Origin of the sequence: Mesorhizobium sp. L103C131B0 (assembly GCF_000502275.1) — a bacterium.
In the GTDB taxonomy this organism is placed as follows: domain Bacteria; phylum Pseudomonadota; class Alphaproteobacteria; order Rhizobiales; family Rhizobiaceae; genus Mesorhizobium.
Genome location: NZ_AYXC01000001.1, coordinates 637800 through 660838 on the forward strand (window position 1 = coordinate 637800; position 23039 = coordinate 660838).

22 protein-coding genes are annotated in these 23039 nt (G+C 64.8%); 8 read left to right on the plus strand and 14 right to left on the minus strand.

What is annotated here, in order from left to right; genetic code table 11:
* Positions 1 to 4: 4 nt before the first annotated feature.
* Both X730_RS161315 and X730_RS161310 read left to right on the plus strand, forming a co-directional pair.
* The gene (locus X730_RS161315) at positions 5 to 550 is read left to right on the plus strand and encodes a hypothetical protein (protein ID WP_023728487.1); all 546 of its coding nucleotides are present in this window, start codon (positions 5 to 7) and stop codon (positions 548 to 550) included.
* 267 nt (positions 551 to 817) lie between these two features.
* Positions 818 to 1705: an AraC family transcriptional regulator gene (locus X730_RS161310; protein WP_023825515.1), complete on the plus strand. Its 888-nt coding sequence runs from the start codon at positions 818 to 820 to the stop codon at positions 1703 to 1705.
* 321 nt (positions 1706 to 2026) lie between these two features.
* Here the strand turns inward: X730_RS161310 and X730_RS161305 are convergent, their stop codons facing one another.
* On the minus strand, positions 2027 to 2821 hold the full coding sequence (locus X730_RS161305; protein WP_023671079.1) for a FadR/GntR family transcriptional regulator: 795 nt from the start codon (positions 2819 to 2821) through the stop codon (positions 2027 to 2029).
* Between the two features lie 3 nt (positions 2822 to 2824).
* Entirely contained in the window at positions 2825 to 4267 is a 1443-nt protein-coding gene (locus tag X730_RS161300; RefSeq protein ID WP_023825516.1) for an FAD-binding oxidoreductase, read from the minus strand.
* A 157-nt stretch (positions 4268 to 4424) separates the two neighbouring features.
* Here X730_RS161300 and gloA point away from each other — a divergent pair, with 157 nt between their 5' ends.
* A complete protein-coding gene (gene gloA / locus X730_RS161295) occupies positions 4425 to 4835 on the plus strand; it encodes a lactoylglutathione lyase (protein WP_019856614.1) in 411 nt (136 codons plus the stop codon).
* 74 nt (positions 4836 to 4909) lie between these two features.
* On the opposite strand, the gene X730_RS161290 is transcribed toward gloA, so the two are convergent.
* From X730_RS161290 to X730_RS161275, 4 genes are all read right to left on the minus strand, one after another.
* A complete protein-coding gene (locus tag X730_RS161290) occupies positions 4910 to 5878 on the minus strand; it encodes an ABC transporter permease (RefSeq protein ID WP_023825517.1) in 969 nt (322 codons plus the stop codon).
* A 4-nt stretch (positions 5879 to 5882) separates the two neighbouring features.
* Positions 5883 to 7385 (minus strand): sugar ABC transporter ATP-binding protein, encoded by a 1503-nt coding sequence (locus tag X730_RS161285; protein ID WP_023825518.1) that lies wholly within the window; start codon positions 7383 to 7385, stop codon positions 5883 to 5885.
* Between the two features lie 5 nt (positions 7386 to 7390).
* Entirely contained in the window at positions 7391 to 8374 is a 984-nt protein-coding gene (locus X730_RS161280) for an ABC transporter permease (RefSeq protein ID WP_023825519.1), read from the minus strand.
* Between the two features lie 159 nt (positions 8375 to 8533).
* On the minus strand, positions 8534 to 9604 hold the full coding sequence (locus X730_RS161275) for a sugar ABC transporter substrate-binding protein (RefSeq protein WP_023825520.1): 1071 nt from the start codon (positions 9602 to 9604) through the stop codon (positions 8534 to 8536).
* A 305-nt stretch (positions 9605 to 9909) separates the two neighbouring features.
* On the opposite strand from X730_RS161275, the gene X730_RS161270 reads away from it, so the two are divergent.
* The gene (locus tag X730_RS161270) at positions 9910 to 11505 is read left to right on the plus strand and encodes a GMC family oxidoreductase N-terminal domain-containing protein (protein WP_023825521.1); all 1596 of its coding nucleotides are present in this window, start codon (positions 9910 to 9912) and stop codon (positions 11503 to 11505) included.
* Positions 11506 to 11964: 459 nt separating this feature from the next.
* Here the strand turns inward: X730_RS161270 and X730_RS1000000167350 are convergent, their stop codons facing one another.
* Positions 11965 to 12102 carry a hypothetical protein gene (locus X730_RS1000000167350; RefSeq protein WP_023691904.1) on the minus strand — a complete coding sequence of 46 codons (138 nt, stop codon included), beginning with the start codon at positions 12100 to 12102 and terminating at the stop codon, positions 11965 to 11967.
* 186 nt (positions 12103 to 12288) lie between these two features.
* Between X730_RS1000000167350 and rsgA the strand changes: the two genes are divergently transcribed.
* Positions 12289 to 13302, plus strand: a complete 1014-nt coding sequence (gene rsgA / locus X730_RS161265; RefSeq protein WP_245261286.1) for a ribosome small subunit-dependent GTPase A — start codon at positions 12289 to 12291, stop codon at positions 13300 to 13302.
* Positions 13303 to 13362: 60 nt separating this feature from the next.
* Here rsgA and X730_RS161260 read toward each other — a convergent pair whose 3' ends face one another.
* Genes X730_RS161260 through X730_RS161230 form a run of 7 tightly spaced genes read right to left on the minus strand, consistent with a single transcriptional unit; the run spans position 13363 to position 19677 of the window.
* The gene (locus X730_RS161260; RefSeq protein WP_023740873.1) at positions 13363 to 14154 is read right to left on the minus strand and encodes an SIS domain-containing protein; all 792 of its coding nucleotides are present in this window, start codon (positions 14152 to 14154) and stop codon (positions 13363 to 13365) included.
* A 37-nt stretch (positions 14155 to 14191) separates the two neighbouring features.
* Positions 14192 to 14962, minus strand: coding sequence for a GntR family transcriptional regulator (locus X730_RS161255; RefSeq protein ID WP_023683130.1), 771 nt, complete (start codon positions 14960 to 14962; stop codon positions 14192 to 14194).
* Positions 14959 to 15834 (minus strand): ROK family protein, encoded by an 876-nt coding sequence (locus tag X730_RS161250; protein WP_023825523.1) that lies wholly within the window; start codon positions 15832 to 15834, stop codon positions 14959 to 14961. The genes X730_RS161255 and X730_RS161250 overlap by 4 nt, the downstream gene beginning before the upstream one ends.
* Positions 15831 to 16571 carry a PIG-L family deacetylase gene (locus X730_RS161245; RefSeq protein WP_023698618.1) on the minus strand — a complete coding sequence of 247 codons (741 nt, stop codon included), beginning with the start codon at positions 16569 to 16571 and terminating at the stop codon, positions 15831 to 15833. The genes X730_RS161250 and X730_RS161245 overlap by 4 nt, the downstream gene beginning before the upstream one ends.
* A complete protein-coding gene (locus X730_RS161240) occupies positions 16568 to 17425 on the minus strand; it encodes a carbohydrate ABC transporter permease (protein ID WP_023698619.1) in 858 nt (285 codons plus the stop codon). Before X730_RS161240 ends, X730_RS161245 begins: the two co-directional genes overlap by 4 nt.
* Positions 17422 to 18354 carry a sugar ABC transporter permease gene (locus X730_RS161235; RefSeq protein WP_031196540.1) on the minus strand — a complete coding sequence of 311 codons (933 nt, stop codon included), beginning with the start codon at positions 18352 to 18354 and terminating at the stop codon, positions 17422 to 17424. Before X730_RS161235 ends, X730_RS161240 begins: the two co-directional genes overlap by 4 nt.
* 48 nt (positions 18355 to 18402) lie before the next feature.
* A complete protein-coding gene (locus X730_RS161230; protein WP_023733561.1) occupies positions 18403 to 19677 on the minus strand; it encodes an extracellular solute-binding protein in 1275 nt (424 codons plus the stop codon).
* 316 nt (positions 19678 to 19993) lie between these two features.
* On the opposite strand from X730_RS161230, the gene X730_RS161225 reads away from it, so the two are divergent.
* From X730_RS161225 to X730_RS161215, 3 genes are read left to right on the plus strand one after another with little or no spacing between them, the layout of a single operon-like run.
* Positions 19994 to 21286, plus strand: a complete 1293-nt coding sequence (locus X730_RS161225; protein WP_023825524.1) for an extracellular solute-binding protein — start codon at positions 19994 to 19996, stop codon at positions 21284 to 21286.
* Positions 21286 to 22176 carry a sugar ABC transporter permease gene (locus X730_RS161220; protein ID WP_023825525.1) on the plus strand — a complete coding sequence of 297 codons (891 nt, stop codon included), beginning with the start codon at positions 21286 to 21288 and terminating at the stop codon, positions 22174 to 22176. Before X730_RS161225 ends, X730_RS161220 begins: the two co-directional genes overlap by 1 nt.
* A complete protein-coding gene (locus X730_RS161215) occupies positions 22173 to 23036 on the plus strand; it encodes a carbohydrate ABC transporter permease (protein WP_023825526.1) in 864 nt (287 codons plus the stop codon). Before X730_RS161220 ends, X730_RS161215 begins: the two co-directional genes overlap by 4 nt.
* Positions 23037 to 23039 lie beyond the last annotated feature (3 nt).

Sequence of the window (23039 nt, forward strand, 5' to 3'; positions counted from 1 at the left end):
TGCGATGCGCGAACCGTCTAAAATCAATTTTGATGCGCTCAGAAACGCGATCTACCACACCGCGCGGCGCAACTACTACGACCTGCTCAACCGGCTCATGAGCTTGATAATTGTCGCAGCGGGCGCAGCGGCCGTAGCCGATTTTGAGAAGACCTTCGCTCCCCCGGCGGTTCTGGCTTTTGTGGCAACCATGGCGGGACTATTGCAGTTGGTGTTCGACTTTGGAGGTAAGGCGCGCACACATGAATTTTTGCAACGCCGTTTCTACGAACTAACGGCGGAAATCGCTGAGGCCGACAAGCCTAGCCCCTCAACGGTCAGAGATTGGGAGGCGACCCTTAAACGCCTCTACGCAGAGGAGCCGCCTCCGATGCGCGCAATGGACGCCATAGCCTACAATGCTGCTGCCGAAAGCCTAGGCAGCGACAAGTCAAAGCGCATTTACTTGACTTGGTGGCAGATTATTAATCGCTACTGGTGGGCATTCAACGGCGCGGAGTTTCCCTTCGTTTCTGACGTAAAAGCAAAAGACGCGTCGCCTTCTGCTTAGCTTCACCAATCCGACGGGTACGGCAGGTCATTCACACTGCCGCCAGCGACCTTAGCCCTGCGATGATCACTCTCGATGTCGTGTTGGAACAGTCCGCCGACCGGACAGACTGAGCCACTGCCTATCTTGCGACCTGCCCGCAGCCATCCGCAGTCGTTAATGCGCGCCGGAGATGCGGCACGCGTCCATCCGTGTCAAACCGCAAGATCGGTCGAGCGCGATATATCCGGGAGCGCCTATCTGGTGTCGCCACGCAGGACGAGACGTTTGATGACGCCACTTGAAAACTACCATGCCCGGATGCAGCGGGTGCTGGACCACATCGACCAGCATCTGGACGGCGATCTGGGCCTGGAAGCGTTGAGCGGCGTCGCGGCGTTCTCGAAATACCATTTCCACCGGCAGTTCACGTCAACCTTCGGCTTGTCCGTGCATCGCTATGTCCAGCTCGCCCGCCTGAAGCGCGCTTCGTACCGGCTTGCCGAGAGCGACGCCCAAAGCGTCACCGACATAGCGATGGATGCCGGTTACGACGCGCCGGATGCCTTCGCCCGCGCCTTCAGGCAACGGTTCGGACAATCGCCTTCGTCGTTTCGGAAATCTCCCGACTGGGGGTCGTGGCTCATGGCCTTCGGGCCGCTCGACAAAGCAAGGACCACGCTCATGCAGATAATCTTCGAACCCGACGACGTGATGATCCGCGATGTGCCGCCGACGCCTGTGGCGATCATGGAGCATCGCGGCGACCGGGCGACGCTCCAGGACACCATCCAGCGCTTCATCGCCTGGCGCAAGGCGGCCGGCCTCTCGCCCGAGACAAGCCCGACCTTCAACATCTTCCGTTCCGAAAGGGAGCCGGCGAACCCGGCCGATTACAGCATGGATATCTGTGCCGGAACCGACCTGCCGGTAGAAGGCGGGCGGATCGAGGACGCGCAGATGAAGGCCGGCGTGATCCCCGCCGGACGCTGCGCGGTGCTGCGCTATCCCGGCAACACCAACAATCTCGAGCCGGCAGCGCTCTACCTCTACCGCGAATGGCTTCCGGCCAGCGGCGAGGAGGCGCGCGACTTTCCGATCTATTGCCAGCGACACTTTTCGTCGAACGGACCGGTGCGCGAGGTGGTGCCTGAGCTGTTTTTGCCGCTGAAATAGCGCGGTGGGTGGCGGCCTATCTCCGGCCCTGAGCTGGTTGAGCCGACGACCGAGTGAAATCTGATATGGCGCTCCCCCACTCCGTCTCGGCTTCGCCGAGCCACCTCTACCCCCACATTCGTGGGGGAGAGGAAACCCAAGCTTTGAAGGGCTGCGATGTCGGAGATTGGCATTTCCTCATCCCCCATGAAATGGGGGGTCCGAAGGACGGGCGAGACCCGTGGCTCGCCCCGGCAAGGTGGCTCGGCGAAGCCGAGACGGAGTGGGGGTCAGCGCCGCCATAGGCGATTGGCCCAGCGCGCGGATAAGGCAAGGCTATCCCTAAGCCTGCCCGCGCACAGCCTTCCGCAACCGCGAATGCCGTACCGGAGACGCCGCCTCGGGCCCCGGCGCTATCTCCGCAGCTTCCCCCTCATGCAACCCCACCCGCAGCGCCGCGCCCGCCAGATGGTCGCGCATCGCCGCTTGCGCTCCTTCGGCGTCGCCGGCACGGATCGCTCTCAGGATGCGCTCATGTTCGCCGAGCGTGATGCGGGCCATGTCGTCCGACTTTTGCTGGTTGCCGGCGGCGAGAATGCTTTCGCGCACCCGCTCGGACACGAAGACCAGGAATTGGCCCATGTAGGAATTGCGCGTCGCCTCGGCGACGGTGCGGTGGAATTCGAGGTCGCTGCGCAGCCAGGCGACGCTGCCATAGGGGGCGGCGCGCATGCCGGACAGCGCATCGCCCATGGCTTTGAGATCGGCGTCGCTGCGCCGTTTTGCGGCAAGGGCCGCCGCCTGCACTTCGAGGATGCCACGCAGTTCGAACAGATTGCGAAACGAGTCGGCGCGCTGCAGCGTCTCATGGTCGATGGTCAGCACCGTCGGGTTGTTGCTCTCGACCACGAAGGCGCCGCGCCCCTGCTGCGACCAGATTCGGCCTTCCGAGCGCAGCCGCGCGATCGCCTCGCGCACCACGTTGCGGCTGACCCCGAAAGTGGTTGCCAGCGCCGCCTCGGTCGGCAGCTGGTCACCCGGCTTCAGCCGGCCTTGCGCGATCTCGCGCGAGATGGAACTGGCCACCAGAGTGGAGAGGTGTGGGCCGCGATTGACCTTGTCGAGTTTCAGCGTCATCGCTCACCTATAGTCGACGGCGGGTGCGGACGCCAGAACGCGGCCGTTGCTGAGAATGTGGCGCGGGTCGAATGCGTCCTTGATGCCGGCGGCGAGGTCGAGCGTCACCGGATCGATGCGTTCGAGGAACGCCTTCTGCTTGACCCGGCCGATGCCGTGCTCGGCGCTGATCGAGCCGCCATAGCGATCGACGACGGTGAAGATCTCGGCTTCCGCCTGCTCGAACAGATGTTCCATCGCCTCGGTGCCCATGCCTTCCGGCGGCACGACGTTGAGGTGGATGTTGCCGTCGCCGACATGGCCGTAGGTGACGGCCAGCGCGTCGGGCCGGGCTTTCTCCAAGCCGGCCAGCGCATCGGTGACGAAATCGGCAAGCCTGGAGATCGGCACCGACACATCGGTGCGCAGGTAGCGCCCGCCCCTGCCCTGCCGCTCGACCATGATCTCGCGATAAAGCCACAACCGCTCACCTTGAGCCCTGGTCGAAGCGATGACGCCGTCCTCGACGATGTCCTCCACGCTGCCGAGAAACCCCAGCAGCATATTGGAGAGGTCGATCAGCCCGCCCGACGACACCTCGATCAGCACATAGACGGGATAGGGCTGGCTGAGCGGATCGGGAAAATCCTGGCCTTCGCGCATGGTGATCTCGATGCCGCCGCGCAGGATCAGTTCGAAGGCGGTGAGCAAATCGCTGCAATCGCGCCGCGCCCTTCCATAGAGTGCCATCGCGTCCTCGACGGAGCGCAGGCCAACCAGCGCGGTTTCGATCTGCGTCGGCTTGGGGAATAGTTTCAGCGCCGCCGCGGTGACGATGCCGAGCGTGCCCTCCGAGCCGATGAAGATCTGCTTCAGATCATAGCCGCGATTGTCCTTGCGCAGCACTTTCAGCCCGTTCCAGATGCGGCCGTCGGCCAGCACCACTTCGAGGCCAAGCACCAGGTCGCGCGTCATGCCGTAGCGCAGCACGTTGAAGCCGCCGGCATTGGTGGCGACATTGCCGCCGATGCGGCAGCTGCCCTGCGCGCCGAAAGTGATCGGCAGCAGGCAGTCGCTCGCTTCGGCGGCGCGCTTAGCGTCCTCGAGAATGCAGCCGGCCTCGACCACCATGGCGAAGTCGATCGGGCTGATCGAGCGAATCCTGTTCATGCGCTCCAGCGAGATGACGATCTCGCCGCCATCCGCCGCCACTGCGGCGCCGACGAGCCCGGTCAGGCCGCCTTGCGGCACGACCGGAATGCGCTCGGCATGGCAGAACCGCATCAGCGCCGACATTTCCTCCACCGAAGAGGGCCGCGCCACCGCCAGCGGCCGGCCGAAATGATCGCCCGACCAATCTCGGCTGTAGCGCGCCAGATCCACTTCCTCGGTCAGCAGCCCGCCATTCGGCAGCAAGCCGGCCAGGGCTGCGATCTGCGATGCGGAGGGTGGCGGCACGGCATTCATGGATTGGCTCTGGGCCCCTCGGCAAAACGGCTGGACAAATACCGGCGTTGTCGTGTTATCATACAACCCTGATTGAGAACATCAAGCGAGGCTTGCCGCCAAGCGTGCGATGTGGATGATCAGACCCGCAAATCACAGAATTCGGAGGACTTCCCCAATGAGCGACGCCCCGGGCTTTCGCTATATGCACACCATGATCAGGGTGCTCGACCTCGACAAGTCGATCGCCTTCTACACCGAAGTGCTCGGCATGACCTTGCTGCGCCGCGACGACTATCCCGGCGGCAAGTTCACCAACGCCTTTGTCGGCTACGGCCCCGAGGACAAGGAAGCCGTCGTCGAGCTGACGCTGAACTGGGGCCGCGAGGAACCCTATGAGATCGGCACCGGCTTCGGCCACCTGGCGCTCGGCGTCAATGACATCTACGCGGTCTGCGCCGAACTGGAAAAGCGCGGCGCCAAGATCCCGCGCAAGCCCGGCCCGATGCAGCACGGCACCACCCACATCGCTTTCGTCGAAGACCCCGATGGCTACAAGATCGAGCTGATCGGCCTCGACACGATGTAATCCGATCGGGCCGGACCGCATCGGCCTCGCGCCGATGCGGTCCCGTCCTGTCCGCGCTTGCCTGGGAGGCGGGATCACTTGATGACCGCGATCTTGCTGCGGTCGATGGTAATGGCGACGGCGGCAATGAGCACCGCGCCGAACACCATGTTTTCCAGGAAAATGTTGACGCCGACAAAGGTCATGCCGATGCGCACGATCGAGATGATCAGCGCGCCGACCGCCGTGCGCGCAACGCCGCCGAGCCCGCCGGTGATCGCCGTGCCGCCGACGATTACGGCGGCGATGGCCGGCAGCAGCAGCTGGTTGGCCAGCACCGGCGAACCGCTCGACAGCCTGGCTGCCAGCACGACGCCGGCGATGGCCGCGAGCATACCCGACGCGGCAAAGGCGATGATCTTGGTGCGGTCGACATTGATGCCGGCCGCCCACGCCGCCGGTTCGCCGGCGCCGACCGCGATCGCTTGCCGGCCGAAGCGCGTGTAGCGCAGCGCCAGAAAGGCGGCGATGCCGATGACCGCCGAAATCAGCACCACCACGGGAATGCCGGCGACAGTGGCGTTGATCCAGGCGGTGTTTTCGCGACCAGCCTCCTCGATGGTGATGGCGCGGCCATTGGAGACCCAGAGCGCCAGGCCGGTGACCACGCCGCCGGTGGCGAGTGTCGCGACGAAGGACGGCACGCGCAGCTTGACGTGGACTACACCGCTCAACACGCCGAAGGCGAGCCCCGACAGGATCGCCACCGGAAAGGCGGCGAGGCCGAGCGACGGCAGCAATTGCCCCAGGATGACGCTGGCTAGTGACGCCACCGCCTGGATCGACAAATCGATGCCGCCGAGCAGAATGGCGAAGGTGACGCCGGTCGCCAGGATGAACAGCACGGCGGTGTTGGCAAACAAAAGCGCCACGGTTTCGCCGGTGAGGAAGCCGGGCGCGGCGATCTCGATGATCAGCAGCAGGCCGACCAGCAGGATCAGCGGAATGGCGCCTTGCGTCCACTTGCCCTCGAAAACCTGCCTGATGGAGAACGCCTCATTCATCGGTTCACACCATTGCCCTGAGAAGATCGACCTGGTTCGGCTTGTTGCCCGGACTGGCATCGAAGCGCGCGGTGATTGCACCGTCGCGCATCACCAGCACCTGGTGCGACAGACCGATCGTTTCCTCCAGCGTGTCGGAAATCAAAAGGATCGCCACGCCTTGCGCCGAGAGATCGCGTACCAATTCGTAGACCTCCTCCTTGGCGCCGACATCGAGGCCGCGTGTGGGATGGTCGAGCACCAGGATGCGCGAGCCCGCCGTCATCCAGCGCGCCAGCACCACCTTCTGCTGGTTGCCGCCGCTGAGCTTGCGGCAGGCGGCATCGGGACCGGGCGCCTTGATGCGCAGCCGCTTGATCCAGTCGGCGGCAAGCCGGCGCTCCTTGCCATAGTCGATGGCGCCATGGCGCATGACGCTGGAGAGATCGGCCAGCGAAATGTTCTCCGCGATCGACAGGAACATCACCAGCCCTTCGAGCCGGCGCTCGCGCGGGACATAGCCGATGCCCTTGCGCACAGCCGGCTCCGGCGAGGAGAAGCGCACGGCATCGCCGGCGATTTTCATCTCGCCGGCATCATGCTGGACGAAGCCGCCAACGGTGCGCGTCACCTCCTCGCGGCCGGAGCCGACGACGCCGGCAATGCCGACAATCTCGCCGGCCCGGATCGAGAGATCGACGCCGTGATAGTAACCGTTGGCGCCAAGCCCCTTGGCCTCGACCATCACGATATCGCGCGGCGCGAGCTGGCGGGCCTCGCGGTAATATTCGGCCTGCAGGCCGCGCCCGACCATGATCTCGTGCAGCTCCGGCGCGGTGACTTCAGCTGCGCGGTGCTCGGCGACGACCGCGCCGTCCTTCATCGTGTAGACACGGTCGGAGATGTTGAGCACCTCGTCGAGGCGGTGCGAGACGAACACAAAACTGGCGCGGGATTTAAGCGAGCGCACCCGCGCGAACAGCACCTCGATATCAGCGGCGCTGAGCACCGAGGTCGGCTCGTCGAGCAGGATGAGCAACTGCCGCTCGACCACTTCCTCCAAGGTCAGCGCCTTGGCGAGCTCGACCATCTGGCGTGCGGCGAAGGTGAGTTCGGAGGTGCGCGCGGTGACGTCGATGTCGATGCCGATCTTGGCCAGTTGCCGCCGCGCCGCCGCGTTCATGGCGCGCCAATTGACGAGGCCGAAGCGGGTGAAGCGGTCCTCTTCGCCGAGATAGATGTTTTCGGCAACCGTCAGGTTCAGCACCAGCGACTGCTCCTGGAACACCATGCCGATGCCATGCCTGGCCGCATCACGGGCGTTGCGCATGCGCAGCTGTTCGCCATCCAGCGTCAGCGAGCCGCTATCCGGCCGGTAGCCGCCGGCCAGCACCCGCATCAGCGTCGACTTGCCGGCGCCGTTCTCGCCGATCAGCCCGACAACTTCATTGGGCCGCACCTCGATTGAGACGTCGCGCAGCGCCTGGACGCCGGGGAAATTCTTGATGATGCTGGACGCCTGCAGCATGGCGTTCACTTGACGATTTTCAGGCGGACACGGTCGAGCGACAGCGCCACCGCGGCGATGATCATCAGACCCTGCACCGTCTGCTGGATGTAGGGCGAGATGCCGAGCAGGATCATGCCATTGGCAAGCACGGTGACGATAAGCACACCGATCAGCGTGTTGACGACGCCGCCCTCGCCGCCGGTCAAAGCGGTGCCGCCGACGACCACTGCGGTGACCGCTGCAAACAGCCTGCCGTCGCCGATGACGGCGTGCGACTGGCCGAGCTGTGCCGCGGCCAGCACGCCGGCAATGCCGAAGAAGAACCCGGCCAGCGCAAAAGCGGTGATGCGCACGCGCACGACATTGACGCCGGAGAGCTTGGCGACATCCTCATCACCGCCGATCGCCAATATGTGGCGGCCGAGCTTGGTGTGATACTGGATGACAGTGGCGAGCAGGAAGGCGCCGAACGCGACCCAGACCGCCACCGGCAGGCCGAGGAAACGGTGCAAGGCCAGGTCGCGGATCGAGGCGTCGTTCAGCTTGATGGCCGTGCCGCCCAGCATATAGACCGACAGGCCGAGGCCGATGAACCACATGCCGAGCGTGCCCATGAAGGACGGGATGCGCAGCATGGTCTGGATGAGACCGCTGACGAAGCCCATGGCGGTGCCGGCGGCGATGGCAGCGAGCACCGCCCACCAGCCATAGTCGTTGCCGTTGCCGTCATTGGCGGCGAGCAGCACAAGCACCATCGCCGCCACCGAAAGCGTGCCTTCGACTGCGAGGTCGATGCTGCCCATCAGGATGATGAAGGTCAGCCCCATCGCCAGCGTCAGCGGCACGGCGGCGGAATTCGCAAGCCGCACCAGATTGCGCAGCTCGATGAAATTGGGGTTGGCAATGGCGATGAGTATGCACAACACGATCAGCACCGCCAGCGGCGCAAGGCTGCGCCAGCGCCTGCCGCCCAGGAATGTCGCGATGCGGCCGGGGAACGATGTCATGGGCGTCGTCCGCTCGATGTCCGAAACGGACTTCAGGGGTTCTGTATGGATTGTCAAGAAACCGCTTCCCGTCTGCTGGTGACAGCCGTCGCGACAAGGGGATCGCGACGGCTGCGGGAGGAAGCGGGCCGCCAGGGAGTTGCAGCCCACTCCGATGGATCAGGTGCGGATTGCTCCGGTGACCCGGCCCCACAGATCGTTCCAGTCGATCTCGGGCTTCGTATCGACATTGGTCTTGTAATATTCCTCGACATTGTCGTGCGAGATCAGCACCGCCTTGCCGTAGAACTCACGGTGCTCCGGGGGCTCCTTGGTAGGGTCGAACTTGCCGATCTTGGCGTTGTAGCCGATGGCTAGACCCATGCCACCCTGCCAGAACGGATCCGAAGTGACGGTGCAGGCGAACTCGCCGGTGCGCACCGCATCGACCGCCGTCTTGATGCCGTCGACGCCGACGATCGGCACCTTGCCGGCGAGATTTTCGGCACGCAGCGCTTCCAGTGCGCCGGAGCCCATATCGTCATTGGCCGCCCAGATGCCCTTGATGTCGTCGCCGAAGCGGGTGAGCAGATTGCCCATCAGGTCGAAGGCTTCGGTCGACTTCCAGTTGGCGACCTGGAAGTCGAGCAGCTTGATGTCCGGGTTGGCGGCGAGCGCCGCATCGAGGCCCTTCTTGCGTTCGATCGCCGCCGTGGTCGAGATCAGGCCGCCGAGTGCGACGATGCCGCCCTTGCCGCCAATGGTCTTGAACAGGATCTCGGCGATGGTCTTGCCGCTGTCGATGCCGTCGAACTCGATATGCGAGACATAGTTCGGGTTGAAATCCTTCGGGTGCAGATCCCCAGGCTTGTTCCACTGGGTCACCACATAGGCGCCGGCCTTGGCGCAGGCCTCGACGATCGGGCGCGCATCGGGCGTGTCGTTGGGATCGGAATTCAGCACCATGTTGCCGCCGGTCTTGGCCAGCATCGCCTTGATGTCGGCAATGCCCTTCTCGCTGTTGCCTTCCGAAACCAGCGTGACGTGTTCCAGCCCGGCCCATTTGGCATACGCTTCCGCGCCGGTCTTCCACACCGCGTGATAGGGGTTGGACAGCGAGCGGATCGACGTCACCAGCGTCGGCTTTTCCTGCGCGCGCAGCACGCTCGGCATCGCGAGTGCCGCCACGCCGGCGGTGGCGCCCATCATCAGCGTGCGCCGGTTGACCGCAAAATTCTTCGTGTCGTTCATACCTCGAAACCTCCCGATTGAATTCTGTTCCGCCCGGCATCTTGCGCGTGGAGCGCGGCCGGGACCTCCTGGTGAGGATCGTCAAGCTCCTCCACTTGTACGACAACCCTTCAACACGATAACCATACCCTTTCTCTTGACGCGGCACAAGCGACTTGAGATCGTCGCGCGCAAGAGGAAGGGGCGGTGATTTTCATCGCCCGCCGGAGCATGATCCCTGGAAGTGGGAACCGGTTTTCTCGGACAAATCGGGAAACCGTTTTGTCCGGAGATCATGCTCCAACAAAGAGAACCCGGGAGTGGAAATGACGGATTACATCATTGTCGGCGGCGGTTCGGCTGGCTGCATTCTGGCCGCCCGGCTGAGCGAGGACCCGGACGTGTCCGTCGTTCTGCTCGAGGCCGGTCCGCCCGACACCGACCGCTACATCCATTTGCCGGTCGGCTTCTTCAAGATGACGTCGGGGCCTCTGATCTGGGGCTATGACACCGCGCCCGGCAAGGAGATCGACGGCCGCACCATGGTCTATCCGCAGGCGCGTGTGCTCGGCGGCGGCTCCTCGATCAACGCCCAGGTGTTCACCCGTGGTTGCCCTGAGGATTATGACGGCTGGGCGGCTGACGCCGGCTGTGCCGGCTGGAGCTATGCCGACGTGCTGCCCTACTTCGTCCGCTCCGAGGGCAACGACACTTTTGCCGATGCGCAGCACGGCACTGACGGCCCGCTCGGCGTCTCCAGCGGCGCGCCGCATCCGCTGACCCGCATCTTCGTCAAGGCGGCGCAGCAGGCGGGCCTTCCTTTCCGCGCCGACTTCAACGCCGGTGAGCAGGCGGGCGCCGGCTTCTACCAGACGACGACGCGTCGGGGGAAACGCTCGAGCACGGCGGTCGCCTATCTGAAGCCGGCGCTCGGCCGCAAGAAACTGACGCTACGCACCGACGCCTCGGTCAGCCACATCGTGGTCGAGAACGGCCGCGCCATCGGTGTAGAGATCATCGTCAATGGCCGCACCGAACTGCTCCGCGCCGAGCGCGAAGTCATCGTCGCCGCCGGCGCCATCGGCTCGCCGAAATTGCTGATGCTGTCCGGCATCGGCCCGGCCGTGCATCTCGGCCAGCACGGCATCAAGGTGGTCCACGATTCCAAAAACGTCGGCCAGAATCTGCACGATCACATGGACGTCGATGTCGTCGCCGAGCTCAACGGACCACACGGCATCGACCGTTACAAGAAGAAGCGCTGGCAAGCGGTCGCCGGTCTTGAATATGCGCTGTTCGGCAAGGGGCCGGTGGCCTCCAACATCGTCGAGGCCGGCGGCTTCTGGTGGGGCGACCGCGCGGAGAAGACGCCGGACATCCAGTTCCATTTCCTGCCCGGCGCCGGCGTTGAGGAAGGCATCGGCTCGGTTCCCGGCGGCAATGGCTGCACGCTGAACTCCTACCATGTGCGCCCGCGTTCGCGCGGCAGCGTCACGCTCAAGTCCGCGGACCTGCGCGATGCGCCCATCATCGACCCCAACCCGTTCGCCGAGCGCTATGATCTCGAACGCGCCATCGACGGCATCGAGATCAGCCGCGAAATCCTGTCGCAGCCAGCCTTCGCCAGATACATCAGCCGCGAGCATCTGCCCGGCAAGGCGATGCAGGGGCGCTCAGCACTCGAAGCCTTCGCCCGAGAACATGGCCGCAGCGCCTATCACCCAGTCGGCACCTGCCGGATGGGCGGCGATGCCGACAGCGTCGTCGATCCCGAGTTGCGCGTGCGCGGTCTGCAAGGCCTGCGTGTCTGCGACAGCTCGGTCATGCCAAGCATCGTGTCGTCGAACACCAACGCCGCCGTGGTCATGATTGCGGAGAAGGCTGCGGATCTGATTGCGGGGCGAACGCTGCCGGTGGCGTAAGCAGGACAATCGCATGTGGTGGCGCCACGCGATTGCCCTGCCTTGAGCACCTGTCGCTGAGCGCATAGCACTCGAACCGCACTAAAAACGACAGCCTCCCGCAGCGCCTTCAACCGACGCTTGCGCAACCCACCAACCGACCGGAAACCCCCGGTTGCGGGCTCGTTGCCGACGCCGGCGCGGGGATGTGAAAGCGCTTTTGCGCCAGTTCCGCGATCACACCATATGAACCGATCCAAGCTCTGCTAGCTTGTGGGCGTGGGACGTGTCCCGCTTTGGCCGGTGCTTCAGGCAACCCCATCCCAACCCCCCGCCCCCTGCGGTACCGGCCATCCCCCTCCCCCTTTTGGCAGGCTTCTCGACCTGCCATCCTCAGCCGTCCCTGCCAACTTCGAGGTCGACGACGAGGCCTGATGCGTGGCATGCAAATCAAGACCATCGGCAGCGTATCGAGGGATTTCACATCGGCTGTCTGGACGACGTCCTGGAGAGCGACAGATCGGGGTCGAGCCGCCTCAGCTCCCGGTTAATGGCCGCCAGGCGCTCCGGTTCGCCTTCCGTGTTGCAGACATTGAGAGTAACGACGCGTAAGCGCATCAGCGAACCACCGCCGCGATGCGTTCCAACGTGGTGCGCGAAACGGCTCGGCCATCGGCGCGGTTCGGCTTGCCAAATTCCGCCATGCCGCCCATACACGGCTTGAACAACCGCCCCGAGGGTCCGCGCCCATTTTGCCAAAGGATACTCTCCGATGTCTGTGACGCCGTCGCCGTGGTCAAAACCGTGACGGCCTCCCTCGCAAGCCTGGGCTGGACGGATTTCTTCGGCGACCAGCTTGAAGCCGATGAGGCAGACCTCGTGCCGACGCGCATCGCCTCGGTGCACCGCGACCGCCTGGCCGGCCTGTCCCGGGCAGGGCCAGTGGATCTGACGCTGCCGGCCAATGCCAACACCGGCGACTACGCCGTCGGCGACTGGGTGCTGGTCGAGCAGCATACACATCTGCTGCTCCGCCGGCTGACCCGCAAGACGGTGCTGGAGCGCCGTACCCAGGGCGGCAGGATCCCGCAGCTGGCCGCGGCCAATGTCGACACGCTGTTCATCGTGACGTCCTGCAATGCCGATTTCAACATCGCCCGGCTCGAGCGCTATTTGGCGCTTGCCAACGAGGCCGGAACGACGCCGGTGATCCTGCTGACCAAGGCCGACACCGCTGACGATGCCGAGGCTTACCAAGGCCAGGCCGCCGCCCTGCAGCGTGGGCTGGCCGTGGTGGTGCTGAACCCGCGCGTCGCCGATGCCGCAGCGGCGCTTGCTCCCTGGTGTGGCGCAGGGCAGACGGTGGCGCTGGTCGGCTCCTCCGGCGTCGGCAAATCGACGCTGGTCAACACGCTGGCCGGATCGGCGCAGCAATCGCCGCAACAGACCGCGGGCATCCGGGAACACGATGCCAAGGGTCGCCACACCACCACGGCGCGGTCGCTGCACCCCATTGCCGGTGGCGGCTGGGTGATCGACACGCCGGGCATGCGCACGCTGCATGTCAGCGACGTCGCATCCGGCATCGACACGCTGTTTGCCGAAATCACCGAGCTCGCACCGCTGTGCAAATTCCGCGACTGCACCCATGTCCACGAACCGGGCTGCGCGGTGCAGGCTGCGTTGAAGGCGGGTACGCTCGACCCTGAGCGCCTTGCCCGCTGGCGCAAGCTGTCGGAGGAAAACCAGGGCAACACGCCGGTTCAGAGCGGCCCGCGCGGCAACAAATCGCCTGCCGGGCGCCCGAAGCGGCGTTGAGCGGATAGGAATTGCGGAACGAGACGTCGGAGGCCCGGCATGTGCCGGGCCTCCCTTTTTTCACTCTCCGCGCATCGTTGCCTGGAAGGTCGGCAGGTGCTTCTTCTGCGCATCCAGCATGCGCTCGCGGTAGACGCCGTAGATGACGTCGGTGTCGTGCAGCGTCACGCCGGCAATGGTCGGCGAGGCGAAGACCGGCAGTTCGATGCCGCGCTTGGCGAGCTGCTCGGCGGTGCGCGCGATCAGCTCATGCGCCAGGATCATGGCAAGCACCGTCGATGAGCCCGACACCGGCCGGCTCCAGCCCTCGACCGGCACGATGGCGTCCTCGATCGGCGAACAGGTGTCGATGACGAGGTCGGCGGCATCCGCCAGCCGCTTGCCGGAGGAGTGCGTCGCCGGCTTGTCCAGATTGTTCTTGCTGGTGACCGCGACGACGAAGATGCCGCGCTTCCTGGCATAGAGCGCGGTGTCGATACCGGACGAGTTGCGGCCGCTATGGCCGAAGATTATGATGGAATCACCCTTGTTGAGCGGCTGGTGGTCGAGGAATTTCTCGGCGTATTTTTCCGTCCGCTCCAGCCACAACAGCTCGCGCACGCCGCCGGCGCCGAGCACATTGTGCCACATCACGCGCGGGTCGGTCAGCGGGTTGAAACCGACATAGCTGCCATAGCGCGGAAACACTTCCTGCACCGGCAGCACCGAATGGCCGGAGCCATAGAGATGCACCAGCCCGCCGCCCTCGAGCGAGTCGGCAAAGTGGCTGGCCGCCTGGCCAAAGGCCTCTTCATTGGCTTTCGCAGCCTGGTCGATGAGGGCGGCGAGACGGTGGATGTAGAGATCGGACACGTGGGTACTCCTGTTTGATGTGTCGGTCTGGAATGGATCAGCTTCTTGGGTTCAGCGGCACGCGTCCGGCGCGCAGCGTCGAGCGGATTTCGTAGCGGTCGCCGCGCATGATCGAGACGGTGAATTCGAACGGGCCGCGCTCGTCGGTGGTGATGCGTTCGACGACGAAGGCCGGGCTGCCGACAGCGAGGTCGAGCAGTTCGGCGTCCGCCGCGCCGACCGCGCCGACCCGGTAGTTCTCCCGCGCGGCCACCGGCACGATGCCGTAATGGCGCTCCAGCGCCTCGTAGAGCGAGCCCTGCAGCAGGCCGGCATCGAGGAAGCCCGGCACGCGCACGGCCGACAGCTGCGCCGTCTGGATGCCGATCGGCTCGTTGTTGCCGAGCCGCAGCCTGCGGATGCGCACCACCGGATCGCCCTCTTCGATCTCCAGCGCGCCGGCAGCCGCCGCGTTGGCGGTGGTCAGGCTGCAGTCGAGCAGGCGCGAGCCCGCGACCACGCCCATATTGCCCATCTCCTGGGTAAAGCTGGTCAGCTCGCGCGTGCCGGCGACCAGCGTGGTCGAGCGCACGAACGTGCCGCGGCCATGTTCGCGCCTGAGCAGTCCTGCCTCCTCGAGATTGCGCAAGGCGTGGCGCAGCGTGATGCGGCTGACGCCGAACAGGGCGCACAGCCTGTCCTCCGCCGGGATCTGGTCGCCCGTTGCCCATTCGCCGCTCTTGACGATGGCTCGGATCGCCTCTTCGACCTGGTACCAGAGCGGCTCCGGCCGTCTGCGGTCCGGTTGCTGAAAGCTTGCTTCGCTCATCGCACCTGCCTCCACCCTTGCCCAACGGCGCCGGCCAGCGCCGCGCCGACCAGACTGGCGCAGGGACCGAACTTTCCAGCCTTGACGTCGATGCCGCGCAGATGCGGCGGCAGTTGACGTCGCAGCGCCGCAAGCAGCGGCGGCCGGATCACATCCAGCGCGTCCGCCAAACCACCCGAAATCAGCACCGCTTGCGGATCGAGCAGCGCGACAGCGCCTGCAAACGCGGTGCCGAGCTGTCGCGCCGGCAGTTCAAGCAAGGTGAGTGCAGCCAGCTCGCCGGCCTGGGCAGCGGCGATCAGTTGGCGGCCGTCGGCAAGGCCGATCTGTCCGGCAAGGGCATCGAGCGCCCGGCCCGACGCGACGCGCTCCAGCCAGCCGCTGCGCTCCTCGCCATGATCTTTGACGTCGGCGCAGGCCCAGCCGAACGAGCAGGCGCCGCCATGCGCGCCGGCAACGATGCGGCCATTGGCCAGCACCGCCGAACCGATGCCGGTGCCGATGGCGAGCAGGATCGCATCCGACATGTTTTTCGCACTGCCTTCGACAGCCTCCGCCAGCAGCGCAATCTGTGCGTCATTGCCGAGCGCTACGCGCAATTTGGGAAACAGCGTCTGGATGTCGACGCCGTCGAGGAACGGCAGGTTGGGGATCCAGCGGCAGATTGAGCCCTCGACCAGACCCGGCACCGCGATGCCAAGCGCTGAGACCGGCCCGGCCTCCACGCACAGCGCGTCGATGCGCGCAATGAAGGCATCAAGGGTTGCCGGCGCCGGCTCGCTGCCCCGCGTCTCCAACGCACCGACATCGCCCGTAGATACGCCGGCGCGCAGATTGGTGGCGCCGAGATCGATGGCGAGTACCCGCGTCATCGACCGGACCCTTTGCCGAAGGGGAGCGAGAACAGGCCGCTGCCGGCATTCCACGAATGCGATGCCGCCGCGAAGGCCTGCGCATGGCGCGTGCCACGCAGGCAGCCGCGCAGCCGGTAGAGCGAACTGTAATAGTCGACATAGGGGAAGCTGCTCAGGCCGCGCGCCAGCTCATACTCCATGACCGCGTCGCGCCAGGCCTCGAACCCGTCGCTGACATCGACGAGATGCTCGGGCCGGAAGCCGTCATCGTCCTCCCAGTTCTCGCCGAACAGCAGCAGTTGCGGCGTGTGCGCCGGATGGTCGCTGGCAACGGTCGGCAGTCCGGCGAAGAAGATACCGGTCTTCGTCAAATGCGCGGCGGCGCGATGGTCCTTGTGCCAGCTGCCATGCCAATGGGTGATGACGATCTCGGGTTTCAGCTCGCGAATGATGTCGCCCACTTCGAGCGCCGTCTGATCGTCTGTGGGCAGGAAGCCGTCGCGCAGGCCAAAGCTACGCATGGCGACGCCGAGCCGCTCCGCCGCGCTGCCCGCTTCCTCTTCCTTCTGCACGCAATAATGCGCGGGAACCAGGTACGGATGGCCCTGCTCACCCATGGTCAGATGCAGGAAGGTCACCGTGGCGCCGCGCTTGACGGCAGCGGCCGCCAGCGGCCCGGCCATCACCTCGGCATCGAAGGCGTGTGCGCCGACCACCAGGATGGATTTCGCCGCATAAATCCTGTCTTCGATCATTTCATGCCCCCTCCGGTGCCGACGCCTTCGCGAATCTGCCGCGCCAGCAGACAATACATGATCAGGATGGGCGCCATGGATATCGCCAGCGAGGCGAACACCAGGCCCCAGTCGGTGCGGAACTGGCCGACGAAGACGCTGATCGCCAGCGGCACCGTCTTGTAGCGGTCGTCGAAGATGAAGATCAGCGGGAAGAAGAAATCGTTCCACACCGCGATCGCGGTGAAGATGGCCACGATCGACACCGCCGGCTTGACCATCGGCAGGATGATCTGGAACAGGATGCGGACCTCGCCGGCGCCGTCCATGCGCGCCGCCTCGTCCAACTCGGAGGGCAAGACGCGCATGAAATTGGCGAAGATGAAGACGGCGAAGGGAATGCGGATCGCCGAATAGACCAGGATCAGCCCGGTCAGCGAATCCAGCAGGCCGAGATTGCGCATCAGCGTGAACAGTTCGACCGAGGCCAACCGGATGGGCAGCATGATGCCGGACAGGAACAGGCCGAGCATGATGGCATTCCAGCCAAGCTTGTAGCGGCTGAGCGGATAGGCGGCCATCGCCGAGACGACGATGGTGAGGATGACGGCGCCGCCCGTGACGATCAGGCTGTTGATGAAATTCTGGCCGAGATCGGCGCGCGTCCAGGCGTTGATGAAATTGTCGAAGGCAAAGCTTTGCGGCAGGCCGAGCCTGTTGTCGTAGATCTCGGCCGTGGTCTTGAAACAGGAGACGATGAGGATGTAGAGCGGCAACAGCACGGCCGCCGTCCAAACGACCAGCACCGTCCAGCCGGGCAGCCGCGCCAGCTGCCGAGAGATGGCCGGTCTTTGTGAAATCGCCAGCGCGCTCATAGCTGCACCGTGCGGCGGTCGAAGAAGCGCAGCATCATGAGCGTGCCGATGCTGAGGATCAAAAACAGCACGGTGCCGAGCGCCAAAGCCAGACCGATATCGGTGATGCCGACAGCACCTTCCGCGCCGAAGGCCAGCCGGTAGAAGTACGTCACCAGCGTGTCGGTCGAATAGCTCGGATTGCCCTGCACGCCCTGCATGACATAGACGAGGTCGAACTGGTTGAAGGTGTTGATGAACGACAAAGTCGTCAGCGTGCCCAGCGCCGGCATCAGCAGCGGCAGCGCGATCGAGAACAGCATGCGCGCATTGCCGGCGCCGTCAAGTTTTGCCGCCTCGAAAATCTGGCCGGAAATCTGCCGCAGACCTGCCGTGTAGATCAGCACCGGCAGGCCCATCCAGTTCCAGGCATCGACGGCGATCAGCATGGCGAGCGCGGTGTGGCTGTTGCCGAGCACAGTCAGGCTGCCCTGGTGCAGGCCGAGCCCGTTCAGCGCCCATTCGACGACGCCACCCGGTGCCAAAAGCAACCGCCACAGCGCGCCAATGATGACCGGGCTCAGCACCGCCGGAAAGAAGAACACCGACTGGAAGAAGGCCGCACCCTTGTCGCGCAGGAACAGCAGCCAGGCGAACAACAGGCCGAGGCCATTTTGGAAGACCATGATGCCGAAGAACCAGGCGGTGTTGTGCCACAGCGCGCCGTAGATCCGCGCGCCGCTGGGGAAAACGAACAGCCTTGAGAAATTCGACAGGCCGGCGAACTCGACCATGCGCAGCCCCTTCCAGACGAAGAAGCTGCCCCAGAGCGACATCCCCAGGGGATAGAGGACGAACAGCGCATAGACCGCCAGCGCCGGCAGGATGAACAGCACGGCCATGCGCTGCTGCGTGCGGCGAAGGCTGCTGGTGCGGCGAAGGGTGCTCATGCGCTTTTCTGGTCCGTGAGAGGCCGGCCGCTTTGCGACCGGCCGCGCCTACTGCTTCGGCTTGAACCAGGTGGCGACTGCGGCCTGCATGTCGGCCGCCAGCTTCTCCGGCGCGATGTTGCCTTCGACCATGTCGATGATCTCCGACTGCAGCACCGAAGACGCCGTCGGCGACTGCCAGCGGAAGCCGACCAGCGTCAGATAGGGCGTCGAATTCTTCGCCATCTCCATCATCGAGGCCAGCACTGGATCCTTCACCGTCACATCCGTGCGGGCCGGCGGCCAGCCGAGCTCGTCGGCGAACATCTGCGCGAACTCTGCCGAAGCCATGAAGCCCAGCACCTTGGTCGCGGCTTCCTTGTTCTGGCTCTCGGAGACCAGGCCATAGGAGCCGTCGGAGAAGGCCGAGGTGTAGAGTTTTGCCCCGGCATCGTCGGCGGGGAACGGGAAGATCGAGAATTTCAGCTTCGGGTTCTGCGCCTTGAAGCTGCCGTTCTCGAACGAACCGCCGAGGAACATCGCCGCCTTGCCGCCGATGAACTGCTGCGTGGCGGTGGTGTAGTCGATGCCGGCGAAGCCGTCGGGGAAATACGGCTTCAGCTCGGCGAAGCGCTTCAGCGCCGCGACATAGCGCGGATCCTCGAAGGTCGCCTTGCCGCTCATCATCTCGTCGTAGAATTCAGGACCATAGACGGTCGGGCCGACGACGCCGACGGCGATCTCCAGTTCCCAGGCCGAGCCGTTGGCGCCGCCGGTGGCGATCGGCGTGATGCCGGCCGCCTTCAGCTTCTCGCAGACGGCGGTGAAATCCTTGTAGGTCTTCGGTATCTCGATGCCCTGGGCGGCGAAGATATCCTGGTTGTAGAAGACGCCCATCATCGGCACCGAATAGGGCACGCCATAGAGCTTGCCGTCGCTGCGGCCGCGCGCGCCGCCAAGCGCCGCGTCCTCCATGTTCTTCAGCTCCGGCACGCTGTCGTCCAGCGCGTCGAGATAGCCGGCCTCGACGAAGGGCTGCAATTCGCCATAGGCCTTGAGCTGGGCGATGTCGGGCCCGCGCCCGCCGCGCAGCGCCGTGCTCAGCCGGTTCTGGTAGTCGGCATCGGGCGTGAACTGGATGGCGACCTTGATGCCGGGGTTCTTCGCCTCGAAGGCATCGAAGATGCGGCGCATCGCTGCCTCGTCCTCGGTGCGCCAGCTCCACAGCGTCACCGTGCTGTCGGCGGCTCGCGCCGGCAATGAGGCGAAGACGCCGGCGCAGGCGGCGGCAAGGCCGCCGATCAGGCCAAGTGCTGCGCGCCGGTCAAGTGAAAGCATGCTCATTGCCAGTCTCCCATTGTTCTCTGTCCTTGGCGTCCCGCGGCATTTCCTGCCGTGAGAGAGTCATTGGCTCGGGAAAAGTCATTATAATGACATAGCGGCATTCGCAAGAGGTCTGCTGCGCCTCAGGAATGGCGGCGTTGGCCGCCTCACGACATTGCAGTACCCGCATCCGTTTGTTATCTAACGATAAATATCCACATTCCAGCGCTGCAAAGAAATCTGTGACCGTGCCATGTGAGACTTTTTCGCCAGCAAGCCCTTGCGTCGCCGCGCTAACTTGTCATAACGTCATTGTGAACCGATAGGAGGATGAGGAATGTCGTTTGCCTGGACGTCGAAACTGGCACTGGCCGCAGGCCTCGCCATCCTGCCCACCACCGGCTGGGCGCAATCGGTCAACATCTCCTATCTCACCCACTGGTCGCCGGAGACGGTCGCGCTGCTGGAAGCGGCGGCCAAGGATTATGCCAAGACCAATCCGGATGTCAGCGTCACCGTGCGCGCCGTCCCCTTCGGCGACCTCCTGACCACGCTGCGCTCGCAAGGCGGCGGCGCGGACGGCCCGACGATCGGCGGCATTTACGATCTCTGGTTGCCGGAACTGGCGCGCGACAAGCTGGTCGCGCCCGCTCCCGATGCGGTGGCCAGCGAGGTCAAGGCCGCCTGGCCGGCGGGCATCACCAGCGCCGCCTCGGTAGGCGGCACGCTCTACGGCATCCCCAACGAAATCGACGTCTATGCGCTGAACTACAACAAGGCGCTGTTCAAGCAGGCCGGCATCGCGGCGCCACCCAAGACCTGGGACGAGTTCAAGGATGCGGCCAAGAAGCTGACCAACAAGGATGCGGGACAGCAAGGCTTCGGCATGATCAATTCATGGGCCGCCGGTGTCGTCCACCCCTTCGCCTCGCTGCTGGTCTCCAATGGCGGCGACCTGGTCAAGGACGGCAAGCCGGTGCTCGACAGCCCGCAGGCCGAGGAGACTTTCCAGCTCTATGAAGACCTGATCAAGTCCGGCGCCAGCGTGCCTTCGATGGCGACAGCCGACGCCAACACCACCGGCCCCTTCCTCGACAATTTCGTCTCCGGCAAGACCGGCATGATCATCATGGCCAATTGGTGGGAGAGCGCACTGAAGGCCGGCATGGGCGACAGATTCGCCGACATTGCAACGGCGCCGATTCCCGTCGGCCCGAGCGGCGACAAGCCGCATTCGATCTCCTACTCCTGGATGACCGTGGTCAACGCCAATGCAGGTGCCGCCGAGCAGAAGGCGGCGTGGGACTTCCTCGCCTGGCTGAACAATCCAAAGTCCGGCAAGAACGGCGCTTCCGCGATGTCGGATATCCTGTTGTCGATGGGCATCCTGCCCTCACGCCTCTCCGACATCGAGGCGCACAAAGACAAGCTCGGCTCGGAATTCCTCTCCGGCTATGTCAGCGTGCTCACCGATGCCAAGCCGTTCCCTGTCGTGCCCGGCGGCCAGGAATTCTCGGAATCGCTGCAGCAGACGCTCGAGGCGTTGCAGTATGGCCAGGTCTCGGCCAAGGATGCGCAGGCGACGGCGCAGGCCGACGCCATTTCGATCCTGGAGCGCGCCGCCAAATAATGATTCAGAGGTACCGTGCCTCGGCGGGCATCATGCTGGCGCCCGCCGTGACGCTGATCGGCATCTTCATCCTGTTGCCGATGCTGCTCACCGTCTGGCTGTCGTTCCAGGACTGGTCGACGCAGACGCCGTTTTCCAGCGCCAGCTTCGTCGGCCTCGACAATTTCCGCGAGATTTTCGGGGCCACCTCGATCGGCCGCGACTTCAAGGCCGCGCTCACGAACACAGCCGTCTACACCGCGCTCTCCGTCGTCCTCATCCTGCCTCTGTCGGTGGCCTTCGGCCTGATGGTCTACCAGCAGGATGTGCCCGGCGGCACGGCGCTGCGCACGGTGCTGTTTGCCACCTACATGGTGCCGATGATCGCGGTGGCGCTGGTCTGGTCGAAGCTTTATTCGCCGAGCGAAGGGCCGCTCAACCAGATGCTCGGCCTGATCGGCATGGGACCACAGCCCTTCCTGTCGTCGCCGCGCTCGGCGCTGGTCTCGATCGTCTTCCTCAATGTCTGGCAGCAGGTCGGTTATTTCACCGTGCTGGCCATCGCCGGGCTGACGCAAATCCAAGGCAGCCTCTACGAGGCGGCGAAGCTCGACGGCGCCAACCGCTTCGAGCAGTTCCGCTTCATCACGCTGCCGCTGATGCGGCGCACGCTTCTGTTCAGCGCCGTCATCGCCATTATCAACGCCGTGCAGGTGTTCGAGCCGGTGGCGCTGATCACACAGGGCGGGCCGGCCGGCTCGACCAACGTCCTGACCTACCACATCCGCCGCGTCGGCATCGAGCGCGCACAGGGCGGACTGGGTTCGGCCATGGCGGTCATGCTGATGCTTTCGCTGATCGTCGTCGTCTGCGCGCTGTTTGCCTTCGCCAACCGGAAGAACGACGAATGAGTGCGGAATCGTCGAGCCGGCTGTCGCGCAGACGCCTGTCCGGCCGCAAGGCGCTGCTGGCGACGCTGATGCTGCTGGTCGCCGTCGCCTCGGCCTTCCCGCTGGTGTGGATGGTGCTGTCGAGCCTCAAGACGCCGGCCGAGAGCATGCAGGTGCCGCCGGTGTGGATCCCCCTTACGCCGAGCCTCGACGCCTATGAGAAGGTGTCGGGCGTGGTCAATGTCGGCCGCTCGATGTGGAATTCTCTGGTCATCGCCTCGATCACCACCGCCGGCATCCTGCTGACCAGCATGATGGCCGGCTACGCCTTCGCCAAATACCACTTCCCCGCCAAATCGCTGCTGTTCTCTGTGCTGATCGCCACCATGTTCCTGCCGCCGATCGTGACACTGATCCCGCTCTACCGCCTCGTCGGCTCGATCGGCCTCAACGCCAGCCTCGCCGGCATCATCGTGCCAAACCTCGCCAACGCTTTCGGCATCTTCCTGATGCGCCAGTTCATCTCCGGCGTTCCCGACGAGCTCATCGACGCCGCGCGCATGGACGGCGCCTCGGAGTTCTTGATCCTCTACAAGATCGTCGCTCCCAGCGTCGCCCCCGCAATCGCGGCTCTAGCCCTCTTCGCCTTCGTCTATCACTGGAACAGCTATCTGTGGCCGCTGACCGTGCTGCAGGGCAATGCCGACGCCTATCCGATTGTCATCAGCTTGAGCCGCTTGCTCAGCTACAACAGAGGTGCGGTCAACACCGGCCTGGTGATGGCCGGCGCCACGCTCGCCGTGCTGCCGCCGCTCATCCTGTTCGTCTTCCTGCAGCGCTTCTTCGTCGATTCCATCGTCGGCTCGGCGATCAAGGGATAGCTC

Bases quoted from the DNA above. Each gene is read 5' to 3' on its own strand.
- X730_RS161315 (WP_023728487.1), top strand. From the start codon at position 5: ATGCGCGAACCGTCTAAAATCAATTTTGATGCGCTCAGAAACGCGATC.
- X730_RS161305 (WP_023671079.1), bottom strand. From the start codon at position 2,821: ATGACGCTGAAACTCGACAAGGTCAATCGCGGCCCACACCTCTCCACT.
- X730_RS161300 (WP_023825516.1), bottom strand. From the start codon at position 4,267: ATGAATGCCGTGCCGCCACCCTCCGCATCGCAGATCGCAGCCCTGGCC.
- gloA (WP_019856614.1), top strand. From the start codon at position 4,425: ATGAGCGACGCCCCGGGCTTTCGCTATATGCACACCATGATCAGGGTG.
- X730_RS161290 (WP_023825517.1), bottom strand. From the start codon at position 5,878: ATGAATGAGGCGTTCTCCATCAGGCAGGTTTTCGAGGGCAAGTGGACG.
- X730_RS161285 (WP_023825518.1), bottom strand. From the start codon at position 7,385: ATGCTGCAGGCGTCCAGCATCATCAAGAATTTCCCCGGCGTCCAGGCG.
- X730_RS161280 (WP_023825519.1), bottom strand. From the start codon at position 8,374: ATGACATCGTTCCCCGGCCGCATCGCGACATTCCTGGGCGGCAGGCGC.
- X730_RS161275 (WP_023825520.1), bottom strand. From the start codon at position 9,604: ATGAACGACACGAAGAATTTTGCGGTCAACCGGCGCACGCTGATGATG.
- X730_RS161270 (WP_023825521.1), top strand. From the start codon at position 9,910: ATGACGGATTACATCATTGTCGGCGGCGGTTCGGCTGGCTGCATTCTG.
- X730_RS1000000167350 (WP_023691904.1), bottom strand. From the start codon at position 12,102: ATGCGCTTACGCGTCGTTACTCTCAATGTCTGCAACACGGAAGGCGAA.
- X730_RS161255 (WP_023683130.1), bottom strand. From the start codon at position 14,962: ATGAGCGAAGCAAGCTTTCAGCAACCGGACCGCAGACGGCCGGAGCCG.
- X730_RS161250 (WP_023825523.1), bottom strand. From the start codon at position 15,834: ATGACGCGGGTACTCGCCATCGATCTCGGCGCCACCAATCTGCGCGCC.
- X730_RS161245 (WP_023698618.1), bottom strand. From the start codon at position 16,571: ATGATCGAAGACAGGATTTATGCGGCGAAATCCATCCTGGTGGTCGGC.
- X730_RS161240 (WP_023698619.1), bottom strand. From the start codon at position 17,425: ATGAGCGCGCTGGCGATTTCACAAAGACCGGCCATCTCTCGGCAGCTG.
- X730_RS161235 (WP_031196540.1), bottom strand. From the start codon at position 18,354: ATGAGCACCCTTCGCCGCACCAGCAGCCTTCGCCGCACGCAGCAGCGC.
- X730_RS161230 (WP_023733561.1), bottom strand. From the start codon at position 19,677: ATGAGCATGCTTTCACTTGACCGGCGCGCAGCACTTGGCCTGATCGGC.
- X730_RS161225 (WP_023825524.1), top strand. From the start codon at position 19,994: ATGTCGTTTGCCTGGACGTCGAAACTGGCACTGGCCGCAGGCCTCGCC.
- X730_RS161220 (WP_023825525.1), top strand. From the start codon at position 21,286: ATGATTCAGAGGTACCGTGCCTCGGCGGGCATCATGCTGGCGCCCGCC.
- X730_RS161215 (WP_023825526.1), top strand. From the start codon at position 22,173: ATGAGTGCGGAATCGTCGAGCCGGCTGTCGCGCAGACGCCTGTCCGGC.